Source organism: Pleomorphomonas sp. PLEO (assembly GCF_041320595.1).
Classification (GTDB): domain Bacteria; phylum Pseudomonadota; class Alphaproteobacteria; order Rhizobiales; family Pleomorphomonadaceae; genus Pleomorphomonas.
In genome coordinates this window covers 415825-434615 of sequence record NZ_CP166625.1, presented here as the reverse complement: position 1 = coordinate 434615, position 18791 = coordinate 415825, and the positions used below count along the sequence as shown (strand labels likewise).

General features: G+C 62.6%; 20 protein-coding genes and 1 tRNA gene. 6 read left to right on the top strand and 15 right to left on the bottom strand.

What is annotated here, in order from left to right:
* The first annotated feature begins 297 nt into the window (after positions 1 to 297).
* A complete protein-coding gene (locus AB6N07_RS01795) occupies positions 298 to 1167 on the top strand; it encodes a BadF/BadG/BcrA/BcrD ATPase family protein (RefSeq protein WP_370676118.1) in 870 nt (289 codons plus the stop codon).
* A complete protein-coding gene (locus tag AB6N07_RS01790) occupies positions 1164 to 1949 on the top strand; it encodes a GntR family transcriptional regulator (protein ID WP_370676117.1) in 786 nt (261 codons plus the stop codon). Before AB6N07_RS01795 ends, AB6N07_RS01790 begins: the two co-directional genes overlap by 4 nt.
* Positions 1950 to 1987: 38 nt before the next feature.
* Here AB6N07_RS01790 and irrA read toward each other — a convergent pair whose 3' ends face one another.
* Positions 1988 to 2398 (bottom strand): iron response transcriptional regulator IrrA, encoded by a 411-nt coding sequence (gene irrA / locus AB6N07_RS01785; RefSeq protein ID WP_370678173.1) that lies wholly within the window; start codon positions 2396 to 2398, stop codon positions 1988 to 1990.
* Positions 2399 to 2722: 324 nt separating this feature from the next.
* Between irrA and fabA the strand changes: the two genes are divergently transcribed.
* Genes fabA through fabI form a run of 3 tightly spaced genes read left to right on the top strand, consistent with a single transcriptional unit; the run spans position 2723 to position 5378 of the window.
* On the top strand, positions 2723 to 3232 hold the full coding sequence (fabA, locus tag AB6N07_RS01780) for a 3-hydroxyacyl-[acyl-carrier-protein] dehydratase FabA (RefSeq protein WP_370676116.1): 510 nt from the start codon (positions 2723 to 2725) through the stop codon (positions 3230 to 3232).
* Between the two features lie 34 nt (positions 3233 to 3266).
* Positions 3267 to 4493 (top strand): beta-ketoacyl-ACP synthase I, encoded by a 1227-nt coding sequence (gene fabB, locus AB6N07_RS01775; RefSeq protein WP_370676115.1) that lies wholly within the window; start codon positions 3267 to 3269, stop codon positions 4491 to 4493.
* Positions 4494 to 4547: 54 nt separating this feature from the next.
* Positions 4548 to 5378, top strand: coding sequence for an enoyl-ACP reductase FabI (gene fabI, locus AB6N07_RS01770; RefSeq protein WP_370676114.1), 831 nt, complete (start codon positions 4548 to 4550; stop codon positions 5376 to 5378).
* A gap of 75 nt (positions 5379 to 5453) precedes the next feature.
* Here the strand turns inward: fabI and AB6N07_RS01765 are convergent, their stop codons facing one another.
* Positions 5454 to 6452 carry a heparan-alpha-glucosaminide N-acetyltransferase gene (locus AB6N07_RS01765; RefSeq protein WP_370676113.1) on the bottom strand — a complete coding sequence of 333 codons (999 nt, stop codon included), beginning with the start codon at positions 6450 to 6452 and terminating at the stop codon, positions 5454 to 5456.
* 72 nt (positions 6453 to 6524) lie between these two features.
* Here AB6N07_RS01765 and AB6N07_RS01760 point away from each other — a divergent pair, with 72 nt between their 5' ends.
* Complete coding sequence (locus AB6N07_RS01760; protein ID WP_370676112.1) at positions 6525 to 7571, top strand: hypothetical protein; 1047 nt, start codon at positions 6525 to 6527, stop codon at positions 7569 to 7571.
* A 6-nt stretch (positions 7572 to 7577) separates the two neighbouring features.
* Here AB6N07_RS01760 and AB6N07_RS01755 read toward each other — a convergent pair whose 3' ends face one another.
* From AB6N07_RS01755 to AB6N07_RS01695, 13 genes are all read right to left on the bottom strand, one after another.
* Positions 7578 to 7853 carry a DUF1150 family protein gene (locus tag AB6N07_RS01755; protein ID WP_370676111.1) on the bottom strand — a complete coding sequence of 92 codons (276 nt, stop codon included), beginning with the start codon at positions 7851 to 7853 and terminating at the stop codon, positions 7578 to 7580.
* A gap of 120 nt (positions 7854 to 7973) precedes the next feature.
* Positions 7974 to 8402, bottom strand: coding sequence for an Hsp20 family protein (locus AB6N07_RS01750; protein ID WP_370676110.1), 429 nt, complete (start codon positions 8400 to 8402; stop codon positions 7974 to 7976).
* A 64-nt stretch (positions 8403 to 8466) separates the two neighbouring features.
* On the bottom strand, positions 8467 to 9894 hold the full coding sequence (locus AB6N07_RS01745; RefSeq protein WP_370676109.1) for a polyhydroxyalkanoate depolymerase: 1428 nt from the start codon (positions 9892 to 9894) through the stop codon (positions 8467 to 8469).
* Positions 9895 to 10081: 187 nt separating this feature from the next.
* On the bottom strand, positions 10082 to 10582 hold the full coding sequence (locus AB6N07_RS01740; RefSeq protein ID WP_370676108.1) for an MmcB family DNA repair protein: 501 nt from the start codon (positions 10580 to 10582) through the stop codon (positions 10082 to 10084).
* A 150-nt stretch (positions 10583 to 10732) separates the two neighbouring features.
* A complete protein-coding gene (ptsN, locus tag AB6N07_RS01735; protein ID WP_370676107.1) occupies positions 10733 to 11197 on the bottom strand; it encodes a PTS IIA-like nitrogen regulatory protein PtsN in 465 nt (154 codons plus the stop codon).
* A gap of 93 nt (positions 11198 to 11290) precedes the next feature.
* Positions 11291 to 11896: a ribosome hibernation-promoting factor, HPF/YfiA family gene (gene hpf, locus AB6N07_RS01730; RefSeq protein ID WP_370676106.1), complete on the bottom strand. Its 606-nt coding sequence runs from the start codon at positions 11894 to 11896 to the stop codon at positions 11291 to 11293.
* 345 nt (positions 11897 to 12241) lie between these two features.
* Positions 12242 to 13759 carry an RNA polymerase factor sigma-54 gene (rpoN, locus tag AB6N07_RS01725; RefSeq protein WP_370676105.1) on the bottom strand — a complete coding sequence of 506 codons (1518 nt, stop codon included), beginning with the start codon at positions 13757 to 13759 and terminating at the stop codon, positions 12242 to 12244.
* Between the two features lie 104 nt (positions 13760 to 13863).
* Positions 13864 to 14640 (bottom strand): LPS export ABC transporter ATP-binding protein, encoded by a 777-nt coding sequence (gene lptB, locus AB6N07_RS01720; RefSeq protein WP_370676104.1) that lies wholly within the window; start codon positions 14638 to 14640, stop codon positions 13864 to 13866.
* A 28-nt stretch (positions 14641 to 14668) separates the two neighbouring features.
* Positions 14669 to 15235: a lipopolysaccharide transport periplasmic protein LptA gene (gene lptA / locus AB6N07_RS01715; RefSeq protein ID WP_370676103.1), complete on the bottom strand. Its 567-nt coding sequence runs from the start codon at positions 15233 to 15235 to the stop codon at positions 14669 to 14671.
* A 78-nt stretch (positions 15236 to 15313) separates the two neighbouring features.
* Positions 15314 to 16060, bottom strand: a complete 747-nt coding sequence (lptC, locus tag AB6N07_RS01710) for an LPS export ABC transporter periplasmic protein LptC (RefSeq protein ID WP_370676102.1) — start codon at positions 16058 to 16060, stop codon at positions 15314 to 15316.
* Positions 16061 to 16326: 266 nt separating this feature from the next.
* Positions 16327 to 16941, bottom strand: coding sequence for a ribonuclease D (locus AB6N07_RS01705; RefSeq protein ID WP_370676101.1), 615 nt, complete (start codon positions 16939 to 16941; stop codon positions 16327 to 16329).
* 179 nt (positions 16942 to 17120) lie between these two features.
* Positions 17121 to 18308 (bottom strand): FprA family A-type flavoprotein, encoded by a 1188-nt coding sequence (locus tag AB6N07_RS01700; RefSeq protein WP_370676100.1) that lies wholly within the window; start codon positions 18306 to 18308, stop codon positions 17121 to 17123.
* 240 nt (positions 18309 to 18548) lie between these two features.
* A tRNA-Leu gene (locus AB6N07_RS01695) sits at positions 18549 to 18633 on the bottom strand.
* Between the last annotated feature and the right edge of the window lie 158 nt (positions 18634 to 18791).

Sequence of the window (18791 nt, the reverse complement as noted above, 5' to 3'; positions counted from 1 at the left end):
AGGGTTTAGCGGGACGACGCAATCCTAGCCGGACTCTCGCAACAGAGCCCAGCCATGACTCCGGACTCCTATCCGGACTCCGTTTTGGACTCTCATTCGGACTCATGGCCTGGACTCAGAGCCCGGCTTGGACCGACCAAAACATCTGGTAATCAGCCGGAAATACCGGTCTATTCGGGCAGCCCGCCGAGATAGTCGTTGATACCGCCGTGATGCCAGTTGCCAGGGGGCCGGCGACGAGCTTTGCTCATTTGCGAGGCGAGCGAACGCCTTGGGGTGAGGCGGTAGCTGAACATCATGGGGCGTTTTTTTCTCGGCATGGACGGTGGCGGAAGCAGTGCTCGTGCCCGTCTTGCCGACTATTCCGGCCATTGGCTCGGCGAGGGCGTTGGCGGCCCGGCAAACGCTGGCAATGATCTGGAGGGAGCCGCGGCAGCGCTCGAGGCGGCGACGAACATGGCGCTATCCGTCGCCGGCCTTTCCCGTCATGACCGAGCCGACATCGTGGCGGTCATCGGCGCCGCTGGCGCGGGGGACCCTAAAGTGGCCGCTAAGCTTGCCGCCGCGCCTTTCGGTTTCCGCGATCTCCGCGTCGTCACCGACGCCGAGATCGCTCTCGAGGGCGCTCTGGCCGGTGGCGACGGCGGCATCCTGATCATCGGGACTGGCAGCCAAGGTTACGGGCGCGTGGGCGAGCGGCGCTTTCGGGTCGGTGGCTGGGGACCGTCTCTTTCCGATGGCGGTTCGGGCGCGGTGATCGGCCGGCGCGCGGCGCGCCGGGCGCTCGAAGCGCATGAGGGGCTAGCAGCCTCCTCCCCGATGACGGCTGCCATTTTTGAGCGATTGGGCGGGTCGGCGGCAACGCTGTCAGCCTTCGGCAAGACGGCACGACCGGCCGACTGGGCGGCACTGGCGCCAGTCGTATTCAGCCATGCCGAGGCCGACGATCCGGTGGCCAAGGCGATTGTGATGGCTGGGACGGCGGAGATCGAAGCATTGATCGGCCGTCTCGTCACTGAGGGAATAGGACGTGTGGCCCTGATGGGCGGCTTAGCGGCCAGTTACCGGCCGCGCCTAGGGCACCGCTTCGCCGGCCTTCTTGCCGATCCCGTTGGCGATGCCCTTGATGGCGCGCTCAGCCTAGCAAGGAAGGACGTTGCCCCATGATGGAGCCCTTTACCCGCGTGGTTGGCCAAGATTGGCGCGGACGGGGCGGGGACGCGCCGCTCTGTCGTCGCCTCGAAGTCGCACTGCGGGCCGCCATCGCTGATGGACGACTTTCAACCGGTGCGCCATTACCCTCCGAACGAGCGATCGCCGCCGGTCTTTCCATTTCACGCATCACGGTGCGGCAGGCGCTGGCACCGCTCGTCGCCGATGGCCTGGTGGCCACACGGCCGGGAGGCGGCTCTAGTGTGGCCGACACCAAATCTGCCCAGACAAGTGATGATCGGCCATCCGAAGCGGTCAGCCGCCGACGGACCCTGTTGCGTTCGCACGCCGATGAACTGGCCGAAAAGGGCGAACCGGTGGAGACTCGCCTCGTCGACCGGTTGACCGGACCGCCGTCGGCTCCGGAAGCGATGACGCTTGGCCTCGGCCCTGGCGAGCGGGTGCTGAGGCTCTATCGCCTTCATTGCGTAGCGGACCGCCCGCGCATCCTGGAGCTGACGACGCTGCCGGCCGCAACGATTGATGCCGAAGCGGCCACTGTGTCACCAGCCGAGGCGCTCGCCGGCGTGGGACTGGCGGCAGCGCGCGCGGTGGAGCGTTTTCGTGCGGTGGCACTCGGCGCGGTCGAGGCGGGGCTCATGGAGTTGCCGGAAGGAACCCCTGCGATGCGTGTGGAGCGGGTGAGCTACACCGCGGGTGGCCGCGCGGTAGAGATCAGCCGCGCCTTCTGCCGCGGCGACGGCTACGAGGTAGTGGCAGCGCTGTCGGCCGAATAGGCCCCGGATAAAGCCGAGGCTCTGTCTGGCAATTGACGTCAGCGCTTGGTGCGCAGCCGAACGACCACGTCGACGCGGACGATCTCCATACCGGCGGGCGCCGGCGGCAGGTCGCCAATTTCCACGTGCGGACCAGGAATATCGAACACCCGATTCTCGTCCTCGACGTAGAAATGATGGTGGTCGTCGGTATTGGTGTCAAAATAGGTACGCGTGCCCTCGACGGCCACTTCACGCAGAAGACCGGCTTCGGTGAACTGATTGAGCGTGTTGTAGACCGTGGCGAGCGACACCGGCACCTTGGCGGTCAGTGCCTCGGCGTGCAAATCCTCGGCGGAGACATGGCGATGGCCATGCGAGAACAGGATCTCGGCAAGTGCGACGCGCTGGCGGGTGGGCCTGAGGCCCGAATCCCGGAGGCGAGTCCGCACCGGAGTCTTGCCAATCATGGGCGCGCCGGGCGTCGGCTGAGCGCCGGTACGGCGTACCGTGTCCGTCGCGGCGATCGACGGGCTGAAAGGAAGCGGGCGGTCCATGATCTTGTTATCCTGGGTGGTCGGCGACAGCCGGACGGCTTTTTCGATTGCGACATATTAGCAAAGTGGGTGCAGACTGCAAGAACGCGCCAAAAAGGCCAGTGTCGCGTTTGCGGCAAGGCTTTCGAGGACGCTTTGCCTGTGTTAGAGATCGACCGATCACGTGAACACCGTCCTGACGGACGGCGATTGGCGCTGCTTGTAGCGCGCCCGAAGGGACAAGGTACGGACAACAGCATGAGTCTTCGCAAGAACAGCTACGAGTATGAGGATCTCCTTTCCTGCGGACGTGGGGAGTTGTTCGGGCCGGGCAATGCCCAGTTGCCCTTGCCGCCGATGCTGATGTTCGATCGCATCGCCGAGATTGCCGAGGTGGGCGGCGAGTTTGGCAAGGGCCTCATCCGTGCCACGTTGGCTGTCCGGCCTGACCTCTGGTTCTTTCCCTGTCATTTCAAGGGCGACCCGGTGATGCCCGGCTGCCTCGGCCTTGATGCTCTTTGGCAGATGCTCGGCTTCTTCCTTGGCTGGTCGGGTTCGCCCGGCAAGGGGCGGGCGCTTTCGGTCGGCGAAGTAAAGTTCTCCGGCATGGTGACCCCCGCCGTCAAGCTGGTCGAATACGGCGTCGACCTCAAGCGTGTGTTGCGCGGCAAGCTGGTGCTCGGCATTGGCGACGGCTGGCTAAAGGCCGACGGCGAGACCATTTACAAGGCGACGGATCTCCGCGTCGGCCTGTTCAAGGCTGCCTGAGCGCCGCCCGCACCAAAAACAAGGAAAGACAGCCATGAGACGTGTCGTCGTCACCGGCATGGGCATCGTGTCCTCAATCGGCAACAATACGCAGGAGGTGCTGGCGTCCTTGCATGATGCTCGTTCGGGCATCACTTCCGCCCCCAGCTTTGCCGAGCACGGCTTCCGCTGCCAGGTCTATGGCGTGCCGACTCTCGACCCCGCGACGGTGGTCGACCGGCGGGCGATGCGCTTCCACGGCGGCGGTACCGCTTGGAACCACGTGGCCATGGATCAGGCTATTCTCGACGCAGGTCTCGAGGCTGGAGACATTTCCAGCGAGCGTACCGGCATCATCATGGGTTCAGGCGGCGCCTCGACGCGTACCATTGTCGAATCGGCTCTGAAGACCATCGAGAGCGGTTCCTCCAAGAAAGTAGGCCCCTTCGCCGTTCCCAAAGCGATGAGTTCCACGGCTTCGGCCACGCTCGCCACTTGGTTCAAGATCAAGGGGGTCAACTATTCGATCTCTTCAGCTTGCGCTACGTCGAACCATTGCATCGGCAACGCCTACGAGATGATCCAGTACGGCAAGCAGGACATGATGTTTGCCGGTGGCTGCGAAGAGCTCGACTGGACGCTTTCTGTGTTGTTCGACGCCATGGGGGCTATGGCCTCCAAGTATAACGACACGCCGGCCACGGCTTCACGCGCCTATGACCGGAATCGCGATGGCTTCGTCATCGCCGGTGGCGCCGGTGTGCTCGTTCTCGAGGAACTGGAGCATGCCAAGGCGCGCGGCGCCAAGATCTATGGCGAGATCGTCGGCTACGGTGCTACCTCCGACGGCTACGATATGGTTGCGCCGTCGGGCGAGGGGGCGGTGCGCTGCATGCGTCAGGCGCTCTCCACCGTGAAAGAGAAGATCGACTACATCAACCCGCACGCCACCTCGACGCCGGCCGGCGACGCGCCGGAGATCGAAGCGATCCGCACGGTGTTCGGGGGCGCCGACAACTGCCCGCCGATTTCCGCCACCAAGTCGCTGACCGGCCATTCTCTCGGCGCTACCGGCGTGCAGGAGGCGATCTATTCGTTGCTGATGATGAACAACCGTTTCATCGTCAAGAGCGCGCATATCCAGGAAATCGATCCGGCTTTCGCCGACATGCCGATTGTCCGCGACCGTATCGACGACGCCAAGATCGACACCGTGCTCTCCAACAGCTTTGGCTTCGGCGGCACCAACGCTACGCTGGTGTTCCAGCGCTATGCCGCCTGATCCATCCGCCCGGCGCTCCGACCGGGCGGTTTCTTCTTCACGGGACGTCATATTATGAATGGACTCATGGCCGGCAAGCGCGGCCTCATTATGGGCGTCGCCAACGACCATTCCATTGCCTGGGGTATCGCCAAGGCACTTTCCGCCGCCGGTGCCGAACTGGCCTTCACCTATCAGGGCGATGCCTTCGGTCGGCGTGTCAGGCCGCTGGCCGAAGAGGTCGGGGCGAAGTTGCTCCTGCCTTGCGACGTCGAGGATGAGGCGTCGGTCGACGCGGTGTTCGATGCCCTGAAGGCCGAGTGGGGACGGCTTGATTTCGTGGTGCACGCCATCGGCTTTTCCGACAAGAACGAGCTCAAGGGACGCTACGCGGACACCACGCGCGCCAATTTCTCGCGGACGATGGTCATCTCGGTGTTTTCCTTCACCGAAGTGGCGCGCAAGGCCGCCGCGCTGATGACCGAAGGCGGCGCTCTACTGACCCTGACTTACGGCGGTTCGACGCGCGTCATGCCCAACTACAACGTCATGGGCGTTGCCAAGGCGGCGCTTGAGAGTTCGGTGCGCTATCTTGCCGCTGATTTTGGCGCTGACGGCATCCGCGTCAATGCCATCTCGGCCGGTCCGGTCCGGACGCTGGCTGGCTCCGGCGTGACCGACGCTCGCCTGATGTTCAATTTCCAAAAGAAGAACGCGCCGCTGAGGCGTACCGTTTCGATCGACGAGGTCGGCCGTTCGGCCCTCTACCTGCTGTCTGATCTGTCGTCGGGCGTCACTGGCGAAGTCCACTTCGTCGATTCCGGCTATTCGATTATGTCGATGCCGCGGATCGAGGAGCTGAAGGAACAGGATCGCCGCGAATCCGCCGAAGAGCCGGCCGGTTGACCCGAAGCGCCAGCGAGAGTGATTGAAGCCGGCGGGCGTTGTCTGCCGGTTTTTTCGTTATCCCAGACAGCGCCGTCAGTCGTCGCTCTCGGGGGCCTCCGGGTCGGAAATATCGCCGGACGGAAGTGCCTGGCAGGCTTGGACGGCGGTCGCAAGCAGGGGCTCGAAGGTTGTGTCGGCATCGCGGTTCGCCCAGATGCCGGTCTCGTCCACCGATGTGGCAACGCAGCCGCAGAAGCGCTCCGACATCTCAGGCGTAGCGCCATGGCGCTGATATTCGGCCCGACAATCGGCGACGAAGCTCGACCGCTGCACCGCCGGATCGACGGGAATCAGCGCGGCGAGGCCGGCTGCAAAGCCATAGAGCAATGGCTGATGCAAGAGATAGAAGGCCAGGGAATGGCGACCGATCCAGGCGAGCCAATGCGAGCCGCGCGGTAGCTGCCTTGTCTGCCGCTCGGTGAGGCGCGCCAGCGGGCCACCGATGGCGAGGCCGATGACGTAGGGTGCGATCCACGGAAACAAGGGCACTAGGTCGTTCGAGACCGGAGGTGTCTCGGCGAGGCCGAGGAAGCCCCAGCCGATACCATCGAAAGCAGATGATCGCCACACGTGCGGCAACACGAGCGCTATCGCCGCAAACAGGATCAGCACTGCGCCGGGCAGCCGGACGAGTAAAGGCGCTAGAAGACTAGCCAGCAGCATCATGTGCAGGATGCCGAAAAAGATCCAGGCATTGGGGAAGACAAAATAGGTGCCGATCGACACAGCAGCAGCGGCGAGGGCGAGGCGGACAAGGCGAGTACCGTAGCGGAACAGGTCGAAGCCACCTCGCTCGGCAAGGCGAAAGGAAAGGCCGGACAGCAGCAGGAAGCTAGCGGCGATCGCCACCGCATAGCCGCGCCACAGTGGATCGACGGCGACGCCCCAGCTCACCAGTCGGACGTTGGCGAGGTCCCAGGAAAAATGATAGGAGGCCATAGCCAGGAGCAGAATGCCGCGCAGCAGGTCAATCAGCGGCAGGCGCCGCGGACGGGCTCCGGCGCACTCTCTCTGGGGTAACGAATCAGCCATGTCCCGTCTCTCCACCATCGCCAAAGGGTGTGCGGCAGCGGCACGGCCATGGCAACCGGCGGTTTTCCGAAAATGATAGCTTCCCTCTCCGAAGGTGAGGCAGATGGCCTCGTGCACCGTTTCCGATTGGGAAGCGACACGCTGGTTGTCGTCTTCAGCCAAGTGCGAGTTCCGGCTGGAAAGTTTGGCCTCGAACGCCTGTTCGCTGGCACGACGCACAGCCTGCTTCTTTTCAACGAACCGGCAAACAATTGGTATAGAGGTCGCGAGGCCGCCATAGATGGGGTGATCGGCGCAGCGGCTGTGGCGGCAAAAGCGAGCCGCCTCGTTTTCTATGGCAGTTCGATGGGTGCTTTCGGCGCCGCCGCAGCGGCAGCTCGACATCCGGAGGCTGAGCTTTACGCCTTTGCGCCCGACTTTCGGATCGGCGAGCCGGGTAGTCAGTCGGCAGCGGCCAGCCTCGTTGCCCGACCGGACGAAGCCGGCCTCGATGGCTTGCTCGGTTCGCCACGCTACGGCGCCGCGCGGATCGTCATTCCACTTTACGATGCTTATGACGCCGGCGTTGGCGCCCGTCTTGCCGATCGGCGATTGCCGGATGGGCTGACGCTGGTGCCACTCCGCTCGAGCCACGAGGTGCATGACCACCTCTACAGCCTCAACATCATCCGCAAGGTCACCGCGACGTTCCGCCGCGACATCGCCGTGGAAGCGGCGACACGCGGACTGCTGGTGCAATCGGTCGACTGGCCAGCCTACGCACGGTTTTCCGAAGCCCGCGCCGCTTTCGATGACGGCGCCAACCTTGATCTCAAGGCTTTGCTCGGACTGATGCCGGACGTCAATCCCGGCCTTGTGGTGCTCGCGGCGGAGGTGGCAGAGCGGATGGGGGACATCGACCGAGCAGCGACGCTGCTCGCTGAGCTCGACGCGGCGATTGCTTGCGACGTCGTCCTGTCTGGTCTTGCCAAGCGGTATCTGAAGGACATTCCGCGCCGGCGTATCCGACTGCTCAAGGACGCGGGGGAAGTCGCCGCGTCACATCGTGTCGCGGTCGAGGCCGCCGCGCGCTTTCCGACAGACGAGGGTTTTGCCGCCCTCGCCGCGGGGCCGGATTAGGTTCGATCAGTGGACCATCATCGGCGTCAGGTCGGCCTCGGCGGCATTGGCGATTGCTGCCTCACGGCTGTCCGTCAGCATGATTGGCTGCCCGTCAGCCGAATGCAGAGCCCACAACTTCATGCCCGGTCTGAGGTCGAGATATCCAGGATGGGCTGCCAGCACGTCATCGGACGAGACGCGACGCAGATAAGCCACCCTGCCACCACCGAGCTGCCTGAAGGCGGCTTCGGGCATGATCTTGTCATCGTCGGCGGAAGTGTTCTTGGTGAAAGCACCCATCGCATTACTCCTTTCCCCCCGCGCCGGCCGAGCCGAACAGGGAGAAGACGCCGCCCGCCTGCGATGGCGGTCGGGCATGAAACACACTCTAGTAGGAAAAGATGACCGGCGCGTTTATCGTCAGTCCTCGGCATTGATCTCGATCCGCCGGATCACTCGCTCCAGCGGTGGGCGCACCAAGTCGATTGATAGCAAGCCATTCCGGAGATCGGCGCCAAGGATTTCAATACCCTCGGCTAACACGAACGTGCGCTGGAATTGCCGTGCCGCGATGCCGCGGTGAAGATAGAGGCGAGACTTGTCGTCTGCCTGGCGGCCGCGGATCACCAACTGGTTCTCCTCAACGGAAACCTCGAGCTGTTCGCGCGTGAAACCGGCGACGGCCAGCGTGATGCGAAGCACGTCTCCCTCTGGGGCATCACGTTCGATACGCTCGATGTTATACGGAGGGTAGCCGTCGTTCGCGGCCTTAGACACACGGTCGAGCGCCCGCTCGATCTCGTCAAAGCCCAAAAGGAACGGGCTCGAGAAGCCTGCCAATCTCGTCATCTTTCAAAGTCCTCGCAAGGAAGCGACCTTGACCAGGCCCCTGAGGCACCCGGTGATCAGCGTTCTATATGGCCTTACCATCTCTGCGGTTCAAGACCGCCCCAGTCCCGGCCAGATGGCGGCGTGCCTGGTGGCTGACTTGGGCGACAATCGGCTGCGTTGCGATCCCCAGTCGCCGATCTAGCTGGACGGCGGCGGCTTCGTCGAGCCTTGCGAGTTGGCGCACGAAATAGAAGCCCTCGCGATTGAGCCGGGCGGCGAATGCCGGAGTCAGGCCGGAAAGTGTCAGAAGATCCTCGGCCAGCGCCGTGCAAGATGGCTCCTCCTGGCTAGTGTGGCTGGCAATGAAGTCGGCGACGCGCGGAAACACCGAGGCGCGCCAGCGGGCGCCGCTGAATAGGGCGAAACGGCCGACGTCCTCCTCTGTATGTCGGCAACCTTCGCTCGGTGTAGAGGTCATCATGTGGGCGGCATGGGTCTGCCCGCCGCCGCCGAAGGCATCCATTCCCGCCTCCACCGTCATCAGCGGTATGCCTGCTAGCGGTGGTGTTGCGTGCGGATGACCGGTTTGGCTGGCAGCTGCCGTAAAGGGACGGTTGATCAGCACCGTCTCGATCCATTGCAGCATGAACTCCGCCGGCACATCCATCACCGCCAGGAATTCATCGAAGAAGCCTCGGCGGCCATCAGCATCGTCGCCATCGCCGGTGATAAGGCTGAGAAACAGTTCTTTTGGGTCGGTGAGTGACCGATCGAAGCCATACGTCGGAAACCCGGTGAGGGTAAAGAACCCAGGAAAAACTTCACGATATGCACCTTCGAAAGGCGGAGGCACTGGCGCGATCATCGCCTGCAGGAACCAGTCGACCCCGCGCGCGGTGGCGCCGGCGGCAAGCCCGGCGTTGTCGGCGCGGCAGTCGATCGGGCCTCCGATGAGTGTCAGCGTGGCAGGCGGACGGCCGCGCCCAGCGAGCAGAGCGGCCGCGGCGACACCGATGATACCCGCCTCGGTCACGGCGACCAGATGCACCCTCCCGCCGATCTCGATGACCATGTCGGCGATCGCTTCTATCGCTTCGTCGAGCCCGAAAGCGCCAGCCGACAGCGGCACCTGCCGGGCGTCGGCCCAGCCGGCGACGTATACGGCGTGGCCGGGCATGAAGGTTGCGATCGTGTCGCGCACGAGTGTTGGGCAGTGTCCGGCATATGGCGGCAGCACCAGGACGGAAGGACTGTCGACGTCGGGATTGATTGACGCGCGATCGAAGGCGGTCAACGTCCAGAACGGTGTGGCACGCACTACGCGTTCGAAGACCGGACCACGGACGCCCGATACGAAAGTGGTACCGAGATTGAACGTCGGATGACAATAACGGCGCGCAACGCGGGCATAGAGGTCGGCAGAAAAACCCGACGCCGCCGGTGGCCGATGAGCGGGCAGCAGTGGGGCTCTGGCCGATTGGGATCCGGAATAACTATGATAATACGGCACGCCGTCCTCCAAGCGGTCAGTATCGCTCCCCGCCGGCCTCCTCCGCCGCCTGATTGTTGGTCATGGAAAGGATAGCGTGCGCCTGTGTGGCGGCAAGCGGCGACACCCCCGCTCTTAGTCGCGGCTGAGCCGTTTAAGAGGTCTTTTCGGCATAGACTTCCGTCTGTCCGCCTTTCGAACAAGGCGCTCAGAAGGCGCCCATGTCCGGTAACTGCGGGTCGATCAGCTGTTGAATCCGTCTTGCTGCCACGTGGGCGAAGCGCAGTGTCATCGCCCGCCGGGTCGCCGCGGCAAGCCGATGATCAGGCGCTTCCCTGAGAATGGCGCCGCCGTAGCCATCGGCAACGATCAGGCCGGCGTCTTCTGGGAAGATCTCAGCTGGCACGCCGGCATGCGTGGCGAAGAATAAACGGTCGCAATGGAGCCGATAGTCGGGCCACTTGCGGTCGGCGCGGAAATCTTCGACCGACGATTTAATCTCGACGATGAAGATGTCTCCGTTCGTACCGAGCGCGGCCACGTCTGCCCGCCGGCCTGATGCGAGGGGCAGCTCGTAAAGAATGGAGAAGCCGTGCCCTGCCAGCAGGCGGCCGACACCGCGCTGCACGAGGCGTGCGTTTTCCGATTGACGGCCGTCGTTGACGAAGTTTTCAATCGGGGAAGAAAAGGCGGCGGTCGGAACGGGCATTGTCTGTCTCCGCCCGTATTGTTCATGATTTGTTTCTAAAAATCAACAACCGCATAATACCGCATGCCGCCACTCAAAGCTGCCTTGGCGAAAACGACCGAAGGTAGCCGATGAATCGGAGCGAAGAAGAGTTGACGCTGTGGAACGCCTTCAGGCGGCGTCGGAGCGAGCGTTCTCGGTGAGCAGCGCGTACATCGCCGTCGCATCGTCGGCCGCTCTGAGTTTGGCCGCCGTCTCGTCATCCCGCAGGACACGGGCAATGCGGGCAAGTGCTTTGAGGTGATCGGCGCCGGCGCTTTCCGGTGCGAGCAACAGGAACATCACGTCGACAGACTCGCCATCCAGCGAATCGAAATCGATCGGCCGGTCGAGCAGGGCGAAGACTCCCACCAACCGATCAAGGCCGGCAAGCTTGCCGTGCGGGATCGCCACACCGTGGCCCACGCCGGTCGAACCGAGCTTCTCACGCTGCATCAGCGTTTCGAAGATGTCACGCTCATCACGTCCGGTGAGAGCCGCGGCCTTGGCGGCCATCTCCTGAAGGGCCTGCTTCTTGTTGGCGGACTTGAGCCGCGGCAGGATTGCGTCGATCACCAGGAGGTCGCTGAGATCCATGGTCTTGTTCCAGGTTTGTCAGAGGGCCGGGTAACCCCGACCCTCGCCTTCATATAGGTCTAGATGACGAAAGGACAGATGGGATGAGCCCCGTCAGCCGGCGATTTCGTTGAGCGAGGGGTCTATCCAGCCGATATTTCCGTCATTGCGCCGGTAGACGACGTTTACACCGCCATTACCGGCGTTGCGGAACATCACCAGCGGCGCACCGGTGAAGTCGAGCTCACTGACGGCGGTGCCGACGCTCATGGTGCGTATTTTCTGGGTGGTTTCCGCCACCACGGTCGGAGCGAAGTCGTCGCCGAGTTCCTCGTCCTCGAAGGCAGCGAACACCGTTGACTGGGCGTCGATGTCATCCCAGGACCTGCCGCCCGGCGTCTGATCGCCGGCCGCCGATTCGCCACCCTTGAAGTTCTTTAGCTTGCGCTTGTGGCGCCGCATCCGTTTGCCGATTCGCTCTACTGCCTTCTCGGCCGCCGGATAGACCTCGAAATCCTCGCCCCGCGATTGCAGCGTCGTGCCGGAGGCAAGCTGGATCGAGCAGTCGATGATATAGGCCTTGCCCTCCTTCTGAACCACCACATGGCCGGTGAAGGCCTCGTCGTAATATTTGCCGAGTTCCTCTGTGGTGCGGGTGGTGATGTGTTCGCGAAGTGCCTGGCCGATGTCGACGTTCTTTCCGGTAATACGAAGCGGCATCAGAGTCCTCGTTTCTCGCGCTTTTTGAACAGGCTGGGTACTGGCAGAAAACTCTGCTCGGTACCCGCGTCTCCGGCTACCCGCCTAGGCGGGTACTGGCCGGCGCCGGCGAACGGGGGCGCGGCATTCCGTCTCGCCGGTGGATGGAGTTGTCGCTTCACCCTTTTGCCCTGCCGTTGTCGGCTGGGCAGGCGTCGATCGGGTCGTGAAGCGGAAAGCTGAAGAACCTCCCCTGAGCTGGCGCTGCCGGGCGACGCACCCGCCTACTTGAGATGTGGCGTCGACCGGAGACGATATCAATCCGCCTTCCGGATGAGCCCCGATTTAGGAAAGGTTACAGTGATTTCACGCCCCGGCAAGCTGCTTGAGGCGCCGACGCTGCACCGAGGAGGGAATGCGTAGCGCTTCCCGGTACTTGGCCACCGTACGACGGGCGATGTCCATGCCGTCGTCGCGCAACATTTTGACGAGTGTGTCGTCCGAAAGCACGTCGTCGGCGGTTTCCGCGTCGATCAACTGCCGGATACGATGGCGCACCGATTCCGCTGAATGAGCGTCGCCGCCCTCGGACGAGGCGATCGATGAGGTGAAGAAATACTTGAGTTCGAAAATACCGCGTGTCGTGGCCATGTATTTGTTCGACGTGACGCGCGACACGGTTGACTCGTGCATACCGATGGCATCGGCGATCATGCGAAGATTCAGAGGCCTGAGATGCGCGACGCCATTGGTCAGGAAGCCATCTTGCTGGCGAACGATCTCCGTCGCCACTTTCATGATGGTTTTGGCGCGCTGGTCGAGGCTCTTGGTCAACCAGTTGGCCGACTGGAAGCATTCACCCAGATAGGTCTTTTCCTCTTCGCGAGCCGTCTTCGACACTTCCGCATAATAGGTCTGATTGACCAAAACCTTCGGCAGAGTGTCGGTATTGAGTTCAACCGTCCAACCGCCATCGGCGGCCGGCTGGACCATGACATCCGGCACGACCGTATGGACTTGTGTCGAGCCAAAGGCGTGACCCGGTTTAGGATCAAGGGCCAGGATTTCCTTGATCATGTCGCCGAGATCTTCATCGTCGACGCCACAGAGACGCCTGAGAGAGGGTAGGTCACGCCGGGCAAGAAGGTCTAGGTGCTCGATCAGCTTCTGCATCGCCGGGTCGAGTCGGTCCTTCTCGGCAAGCTGCAACGCCAAGCATTCTGCAAGATTGCGGGCACAAATCCCGGTTGGTTCGAAAGTCTGGAGCACGCCGAGCACTTTCTCGACGTCGGAAAGCGAGGCGCCCAGCCGCTCAGCGGTGGCTACGAGGTCGGCCCGGAGATAGCCCGCCTCGTCCACCTGATCGATGAGGTCGTGGCCGATGAGACGCAAGGCTGGATCGGTGATGGTGACGGCCAGTTGCTCGGCGAGATGGTCGGTAAGACTGATCTCACCGGCGACGAAGCTCTCGAGGCTGTAGTCTTCGCCTGTGCCGCCGCGGCCGACCGACGACCAGTCGCCGCCAGCAAGCGCGCCGACGTCCAGCGCCGGCCGTTCCGGCTGACCGGTATCGTCCGGATAGACATTGCCGATGTCTGTATCGAGCGCGTTGGACACCTGCTCGGAACTCGGTGCGCCCTCGGTCTCGAACCAGTCCGACGTATCGGCCCGTTCCGGTATGTCGGCATCGACCGGTTCAGCGATCGGCGCGTCACCCTCGCCGTCGTCGGCGCGCTCGAGCAGCGGATTACGTTCGAGCTCCTGCTCCACATAGGTGATGAGATCCATGTTGGAGAGCTGAAGCAGCTTGATGGCTTGCATCAGCTGCGGCGTCATCACCAGCGACTGGCTGTGCCTGAGTTCGAGCCGCGCCGACAGCGCCATCGAGCAACCCCCGTCCATCCCGCGCCGAAGCGGAAGCCATGAAAGTCATTGAGGCGGCCGAAGGTGGTCCGCTTCTTGCTTCATAACCTAGGCGGGGGGCGGCATCAAAGGGTAAATTGCTCGCCGAGGTAAACGCGCCGTGCATCGGCGTCGGAGATGATGTCGTCGGGAGTACCCTCAACCAGCAACATGCCGGAATGCAGGATGTAAGCGCGGTCGATGAGGCCAAGCGTCTCACGCACGTTATGGTCGGTAATCAACACGCCGATGCCGCGCGCGGTGAGATGGCGCACCAGTGCCTGAATGTCGCCGACCGCAATCGGATCGACGCCGGCGAAGGGCTCGTCGAGCAACATGAAGATCGGTCGGCTGGCCAGCGCTCGTGCGATTTCGGCACGGCGCCGCTCGCCGCCGGAAAGAGCGATCGCCGGCTGGTGGCGCAAGTGAGCAAGATGGAATTCGTCGAGCAGCGCGTCGAGTTCGGCCTCGCGTATATCACGGTTCGGCTCGACCAGTTCCAACACGGCGCGGATGTTGTTCTCGACTGTGAGGCCGCGAAAAATGGAAGCTTCCTGTGGCAGATAGCCGATACCGAGCCGAGCACGGCGAAACATCGGATATCCGGTAATGTCGTGGCCATCGAGGAAAATGCTGCCACCATTGGCCGGGATCAACCCGGTGATCATGTAGAACAGCGTCGTCTTGCCGGCACCGTTTGGGCCTAGGAGGCCGACTGCCTCGCCACGCCGCACTTGCATCGACACGCCACGCACCACCGGCCGCTGGCCGAAGGTCTTGACGAGATTGAAGACGGCGAGGTCGGATGTGTCGGCAGCCTGGGGCGGCGGCAGGCTCTCGGTCTGGGCGAAGTGCTTCAGCAAGGCTATCCAATCCGGCGAATAAGAGGGGTCAGCGCTTGGTGTCGAGCGACTTCGGCGCGATCAGCATCTGTACCCGGCCGCTGCCGCCGAGCATTTTGGCCTGGCTGGTGTTGATGTCGATCAGAAGCTTCGGGCCGCGAATGACATTGTCGCCTTGGGTGAGCACGACGTTGTCGGTGAGCAGGATCGTGTTGGCAGCGGTATCGAAGGTGCCATTGTCGCCGCTTGCCGTCTGGTTGGGCGAAGTGACGAGCACATTGCCCTTTGCTTCTAGGCGGCTGACCTGTTGCGGCCCTTCGCCAGCCGGTGACCCCTGGTAGAATACCGTGAGGCGATCGGTCTTCAGCACGGTCGTCCCCTGCCGGACGATGACGTGGCCGGTGAACACCGCCGTCTTGTCCTGATCGTGCACTTCAAGCTGTTCCGACTCGAACTGGATCGGTTGGTCGGAGGACATGCCTAGCCCTTGATACGTCGTTGCCGGCAGCTTGGCCGTTTGTTCCGCGGCAAATGCTGGGGCGAAAGCAAGCGTGGTGAGCAGGCCGGCTACGGCGGCCCGGCGGAGGAGGCTGGAGCGGGGCATGCGGACCGTCATCTTCAGTTGCCTTCTGCCTCGTCGAGGCGGCTAGAACTGTTTGGCTCGGGCCGGTGCGCTCCGAGCCATCCGGTATACTTAAGGGGTTGAAACTGGCGTTTTTTCTTTTTGATCAGCCGGTTTGGGCTGACCGGGCGTTGTTTTGCTGGCGCCGCTCTGACGAGCGGTCGGATCGACGGTCATGTGGACGCCGCCGGAGAAGGTCACGGTTCCCGCCTTCTTCTCCACACCCATCTTCTCGGCGTTGATCTTACCGAGGTTGGAGGAAAACGCGACGGGGCTGTCCGAGGTTAGAGAACCGGTGTTGAGGTCGATCGCGGCGCGGCTCAGTGTGCCGCCAGAGCCATCGGAATTGGCCAGCCGGATGTTTTCCTTGAGCACCAGCGTCTGAGCCGCGGAATCATAGATGCCACTGTCGGCCAGGAGCTTGCCCCGGCTGCCATCGGTCTGGATCACGCTCGCTTCGATGTCTTTGAGGCGGATTATCCGAGTGTCTTTAAGATCCTGCACGGCGCTTTTCGCATTCACCGTGTAGGTCCGCCCTTTGCCATCGCTGCCTGACAGATGGGGCGCGTCCATAGCGAGCCCATCGGTGGTTATCTTCAGATCGCCAATGCTGAGGCTGATGGAGATGCGGGTGATAACCGTTGCCCCAACCACCAACGCAAAAAGTAGCGCGCCGAGAGCTGGCAGCCAAAAGCGTAGACGACGAACCCGCCGACTCTCTCGCGCCGCCGTTGCAAACAGCCGCACACGCACGGCGGATCCGTCAAACGGTTCCATGCCGCCGCTACCGAAAGCACGGTTTGCCGCGATGCCAGTCATCTTTCGTACCCGTTTGCAGACGGAACCTCCGTCTTCAACTCAGTGAAGCCTATCGGTGCTGCTTCGCGCGCAGCCAGTTTCCTGTTTTACTAGGCAGACTCTAGGCGCAAAAGATAAACTAACGCTTGCCGCGCCGCGAGTGGGCTGCGATCACATTAAGGCAATCGCTGGAAGGCATTTGTTCCGCTCTCTTTTACTCCAAACGCTGGCGATCTCTCTGCCCGCGCCGTGCCCTTGGCACAGAAAGCCACCTCCGCGGCTTGAAATCAGCTATGCGCGAAGATGTCCTCTTCGCCCCAGCCGGCAAGATCAAGATCGGCGCGTGTCGGCAGGAAGCGGAAACAGGCCTCGGCCATATCCAGACGACCTTCGCGCTCGAGCATGGCCAGAAGCCGCTGACGGAGAGCGTGGAGATTGAGCACGTCGGAGGCGGCATATTCGAGCTGCGCATGGCTGAGCGTCGTGGCACCCCAGTCCGATGACTGCTGCGCCTTGGAGATGTCGATGCCCAGGAGTTCCTTGGTGACGTCTTTCAGGCCATGCCGGTCGGTATAGGTGCGGGTGAGCCGCGAGGCGATCTTGGTGCAGAACAGGGGCGTGACGGTTATGCCGAAAGTCCGCTTCAAGACGGCGATATCGAAGCGAGCAAAGTGGAAAACCTTGATGCGCCGGGGGTCGGTGAGCAGCCGGACAAGATTGGGCGCGGCCGTCTGGCCCTTGGCGATCTGCACGACGTCCGCCGAGCCGTCGCCCGGCGACAGCTGCACGACGCAGAGCCGGTCTCGATGCGGGTTGAGGCCGAGAGTCTCGGTGTCGATGGCGATGACGTCGCCGTAAGCATCGAGGTCGGGAAGATCGCCGGTATGGAGGCGGATGGTCATGGCGAAACTCTGCAAGCTGGCACGTCCGTCCGAAAAGGTGTTCGACCTTCCGAAGGAACGGATACGCGCAAAAAAGACCGGCGGCGCGGCCGCCGGTCCAGGAAACATCCGCCGTATATGCGAACGGCAGGCGACACAGTGCAAGGAAATTATGTCGTGGCCGCCTAACGTTCGCGCGATCAGGCCGCAGCCGCTTCAGCGATGCTGAGCCCCGCGATGTCGTCGGCGAGTCGGGCGATTTCTTCGAGTGTTTCTTCGCGCGGCAAGCCTTTGGTCATGACGGGCGCCAAAACCTCCGCCTTGAGACGAGGCAGCAGGGCAATCACCTGATCAGGCAAGTTGCCCTCCCAGCCGAAGGAGCCCATCACCGCCACCTTGCGCGTCTTGGGAGCCAGTGCATTGATCAGAATGGCCGCCGCGGCAAGACTGGGATGCGGACCGGATAGCACGGTCGGGGACGCGAAGACGATGGTGGAGGCGTCGATCACGCTCATGGCAAGCGCGCCACTGTCGAGGTCGACGACGCTGATCGGCTGCGCGGCGACGCCACGCTCCGTGAGACGGTCGACCAACAGGGCCACCATCTTTGCCGTGCTCTCGTACATAGACACATAAGGAATGACCACCAGCGGCTTGACCTTGTCGCATGTCCAGCCGCGATAGAGATCGAAGATGAAAGCCGGGCGGTCATGCACCGGGCCATGGCTGGGTGCCACAAACAACGGACCAAGCGCCTCGACCTTTTGGAGCGCCTCGGCCGAGAAGCCGCGGTAGGGCATCATGATCTCGGCGTAATAGCGCTTGGCGGATATGGCGACTTGGGCCTCGTCATGGGCGAACAGCTCGGTGGTGGCGAGGTGGGCGCCGAGGAAGTCGCAGGTGAAAGCGATTCGATCTTCGACAGCGAAGGTCACCATGGTGTCCGGCCAATGCACCCAAGGCGTCAGATGGAACGAGAGCGTCTTGCCGCCGAGATCGAGGCTGTCGCCGTCCCGCACGGTGACGAAGGCGTCGCGATCGACTGGAAGCGTGTCGAGGATGAAGCGCTTGCACTTGGCATTCGTTACGACTTTCGCCTCGGGGAAGAGGTCGAGGAGCGCCGGAATCGAGCCGGTGTGGTCCTGCTCGGCGTGGTTGGCGACGATATAATCCAGTCGGTCGACGCCTGTTGCCTTCAATGCGGCGATCAGTTCCTCGGCCTTGGGCGGATAAACGGTATCGATCAGCGCAGTCTTGTCCCGGCCACGGACGAGGTAGGAATTGTAAGTCGTTCCCTCAGGCAGCGGCACCAGCTCGTCGAACAGCTTGCGATCCCAATCGATGGCACGAAGCGAATGGATGTCGTCGGTAATGCGCTGGGCAATCATTGAATACTGTCCTCGGGTAAGGCCTTCGTCGCGGCTCCAAACCGCGCCGACGCTTGTCGATCTACCCGTAAGGGACTAGTCAAATTCACGATTTTCGACAAGTCTGGAACGGTTCTAAAACGATACGCTGCAAGGCTGTCCCGCGATGGGCGCAGACATGAAAAAACCTGCCGGATGGCAGGTTGCTCATTGGATCCAGAAATAAGAAACCAGACGTTCGCCAATCTCAGAGATCGACGATGGTGCCCAGGAAAGGACTCGAACCTTCACGCCTCGCGGCACACGGACCTGAACCGTGCGCGTCTACCAATTCCGCCACCTGGGCACAGGGGTCGTCGGCTGGCGGCTGAATACGGGGTCGACGCCGTGTTGTCAACCGCCATTTCGATCCTCATCGACAAATTGCGCCGGTTACGGAATGCTACGCTGTCCGGTCTGTACAGGGCGCAGCATCCTGCCGTAATAACTTGGTTTTACTGGCTC

What these genes read in the sequence shown, in the direction of transcription:
- AB6N07_RS01795 (WP_370676118.1), top strand. Translation starts at nt 298, where the DNA reads ATGGGGCGTTTTTTTCTCGGCATGGACGGTGGCGGAAGCAGTGCTCGT.
- AB6N07_RS01790 (WP_370676117.1), top strand. Translation starts at nt 1,164, where the DNA reads ATGATGGAGCCCTTTACCCGCGTGGTTGGCCAAGATTGGCGCGGACGG.
- irrA (WP_370678173.1), bottom strand. Translation starts at nt 2,398, where the DNA reads ATGATTGGCAAGACTCCGGTGCGGACTCGCCTCCGGGATTCGGGCCTC.
- fabA (WP_370676116.1), top strand. Translation starts at nt 2,723, where the DNA reads ATGAGTCTTCGCAAGAACAGCTACGAGTATGAGGATCTCCTTTCCTGC.
- fabB (WP_370676115.1), top strand. Translation starts at nt 3,267, where the DNA reads ATGAGACGTGTCGTCGTCACCGGCATGGGCATCGTGTCCTCAATCGGC.
- fabI (WP_370676114.1), top strand. Translation starts at nt 4,548, where the DNA reads ATGAATGGACTCATGGCCGGCAAGCGCGGCCTCATTATGGGCGTCGCC.
- AB6N07_RS01765 (WP_370676113.1), bottom strand. Translation starts at nt 6,452, where the DNA reads ATGGCTGATTCGTTACCCCAGAGAGAGTGCGCCGGAGCCCGTCCGCGG.
- AB6N07_RS01760 (WP_370676112.1), top strand. Translation starts at nt 6,525, where the DNA reads ATGATAGCTTCCCTCTCCGAAGGTGAGGCAGATGGCCTCGTGCACCGT.
- AB6N07_RS01755 (WP_370676111.1), bottom strand. Translation starts at nt 7,853, where the DNA reads ATGGGTGCTTTCACCAAGAACACTTCCGCCGACGATGACAAGATCATG.
- AB6N07_RS01750 (WP_370676110.1), bottom strand. Translation starts at nt 8,402, where the DNA reads ATGACGAGATTGGCAGGCTTCTCGAGCCCGTTCCTTTTGGGCTTTGAC.
- AB6N07_RS01740 (WP_370676108.1), bottom strand. Translation starts at nt 10,582, where the DNA reads ATGCCCGTTCCGACCGCCGCCTTTTCTTCCCCGATTGAAAACTTCGTC.
- ptsN (WP_370676107.1), bottom strand. Translation starts at nt 11,197, where the DNA reads ATGGATCTCAGCGACCTCCTGGTGATCGACGCAATCCTGCCGCGGCTC.
- hpf (WP_370676106.1), bottom strand. Translation starts at nt 11,896, where the DNA reads ATGCCGCTTCGTATTACCGGAAAGAACGTCGACATCGGCCAGGCACTT.
- rpoN (WP_370676105.1), bottom strand. Translation starts at nt 13,759, where the DNA reads ATGGCGCTGTCGGCGCGGCTCGAACTCAGGCACAGCCAGTCGCTGGTG.
- lptA (WP_370676103.1), bottom strand. Translation starts at nt 15,235, where the DNA reads ATGACGGTCCGCATGCCCCGCTCCAGCCTCCTCCGCCGGGCCGCCGTA.
- lptC (WP_370676102.1), bottom strand. Translation starts at nt 16,060, where the DNA reads ATGACTGGCATCGCGGCAAACCGTGCTTTCGGTAGCGGCGGCATGGAA.
- AB6N07_RS01705 (WP_370676101.1), bottom strand. Translation starts at nt 16,941, where the DNA reads ATGACCATCCGCCTCCATACCGGCGATCTTCCCGACCTCGATGCTTAC.
- AB6N07_RS01700 (WP_370676100.1), bottom strand. Translation starts at nt 18,308, where the DNA reads ATGATTGCCCAGCGCATTACCGACGACATCCATTCGCTTCGTGCCATC.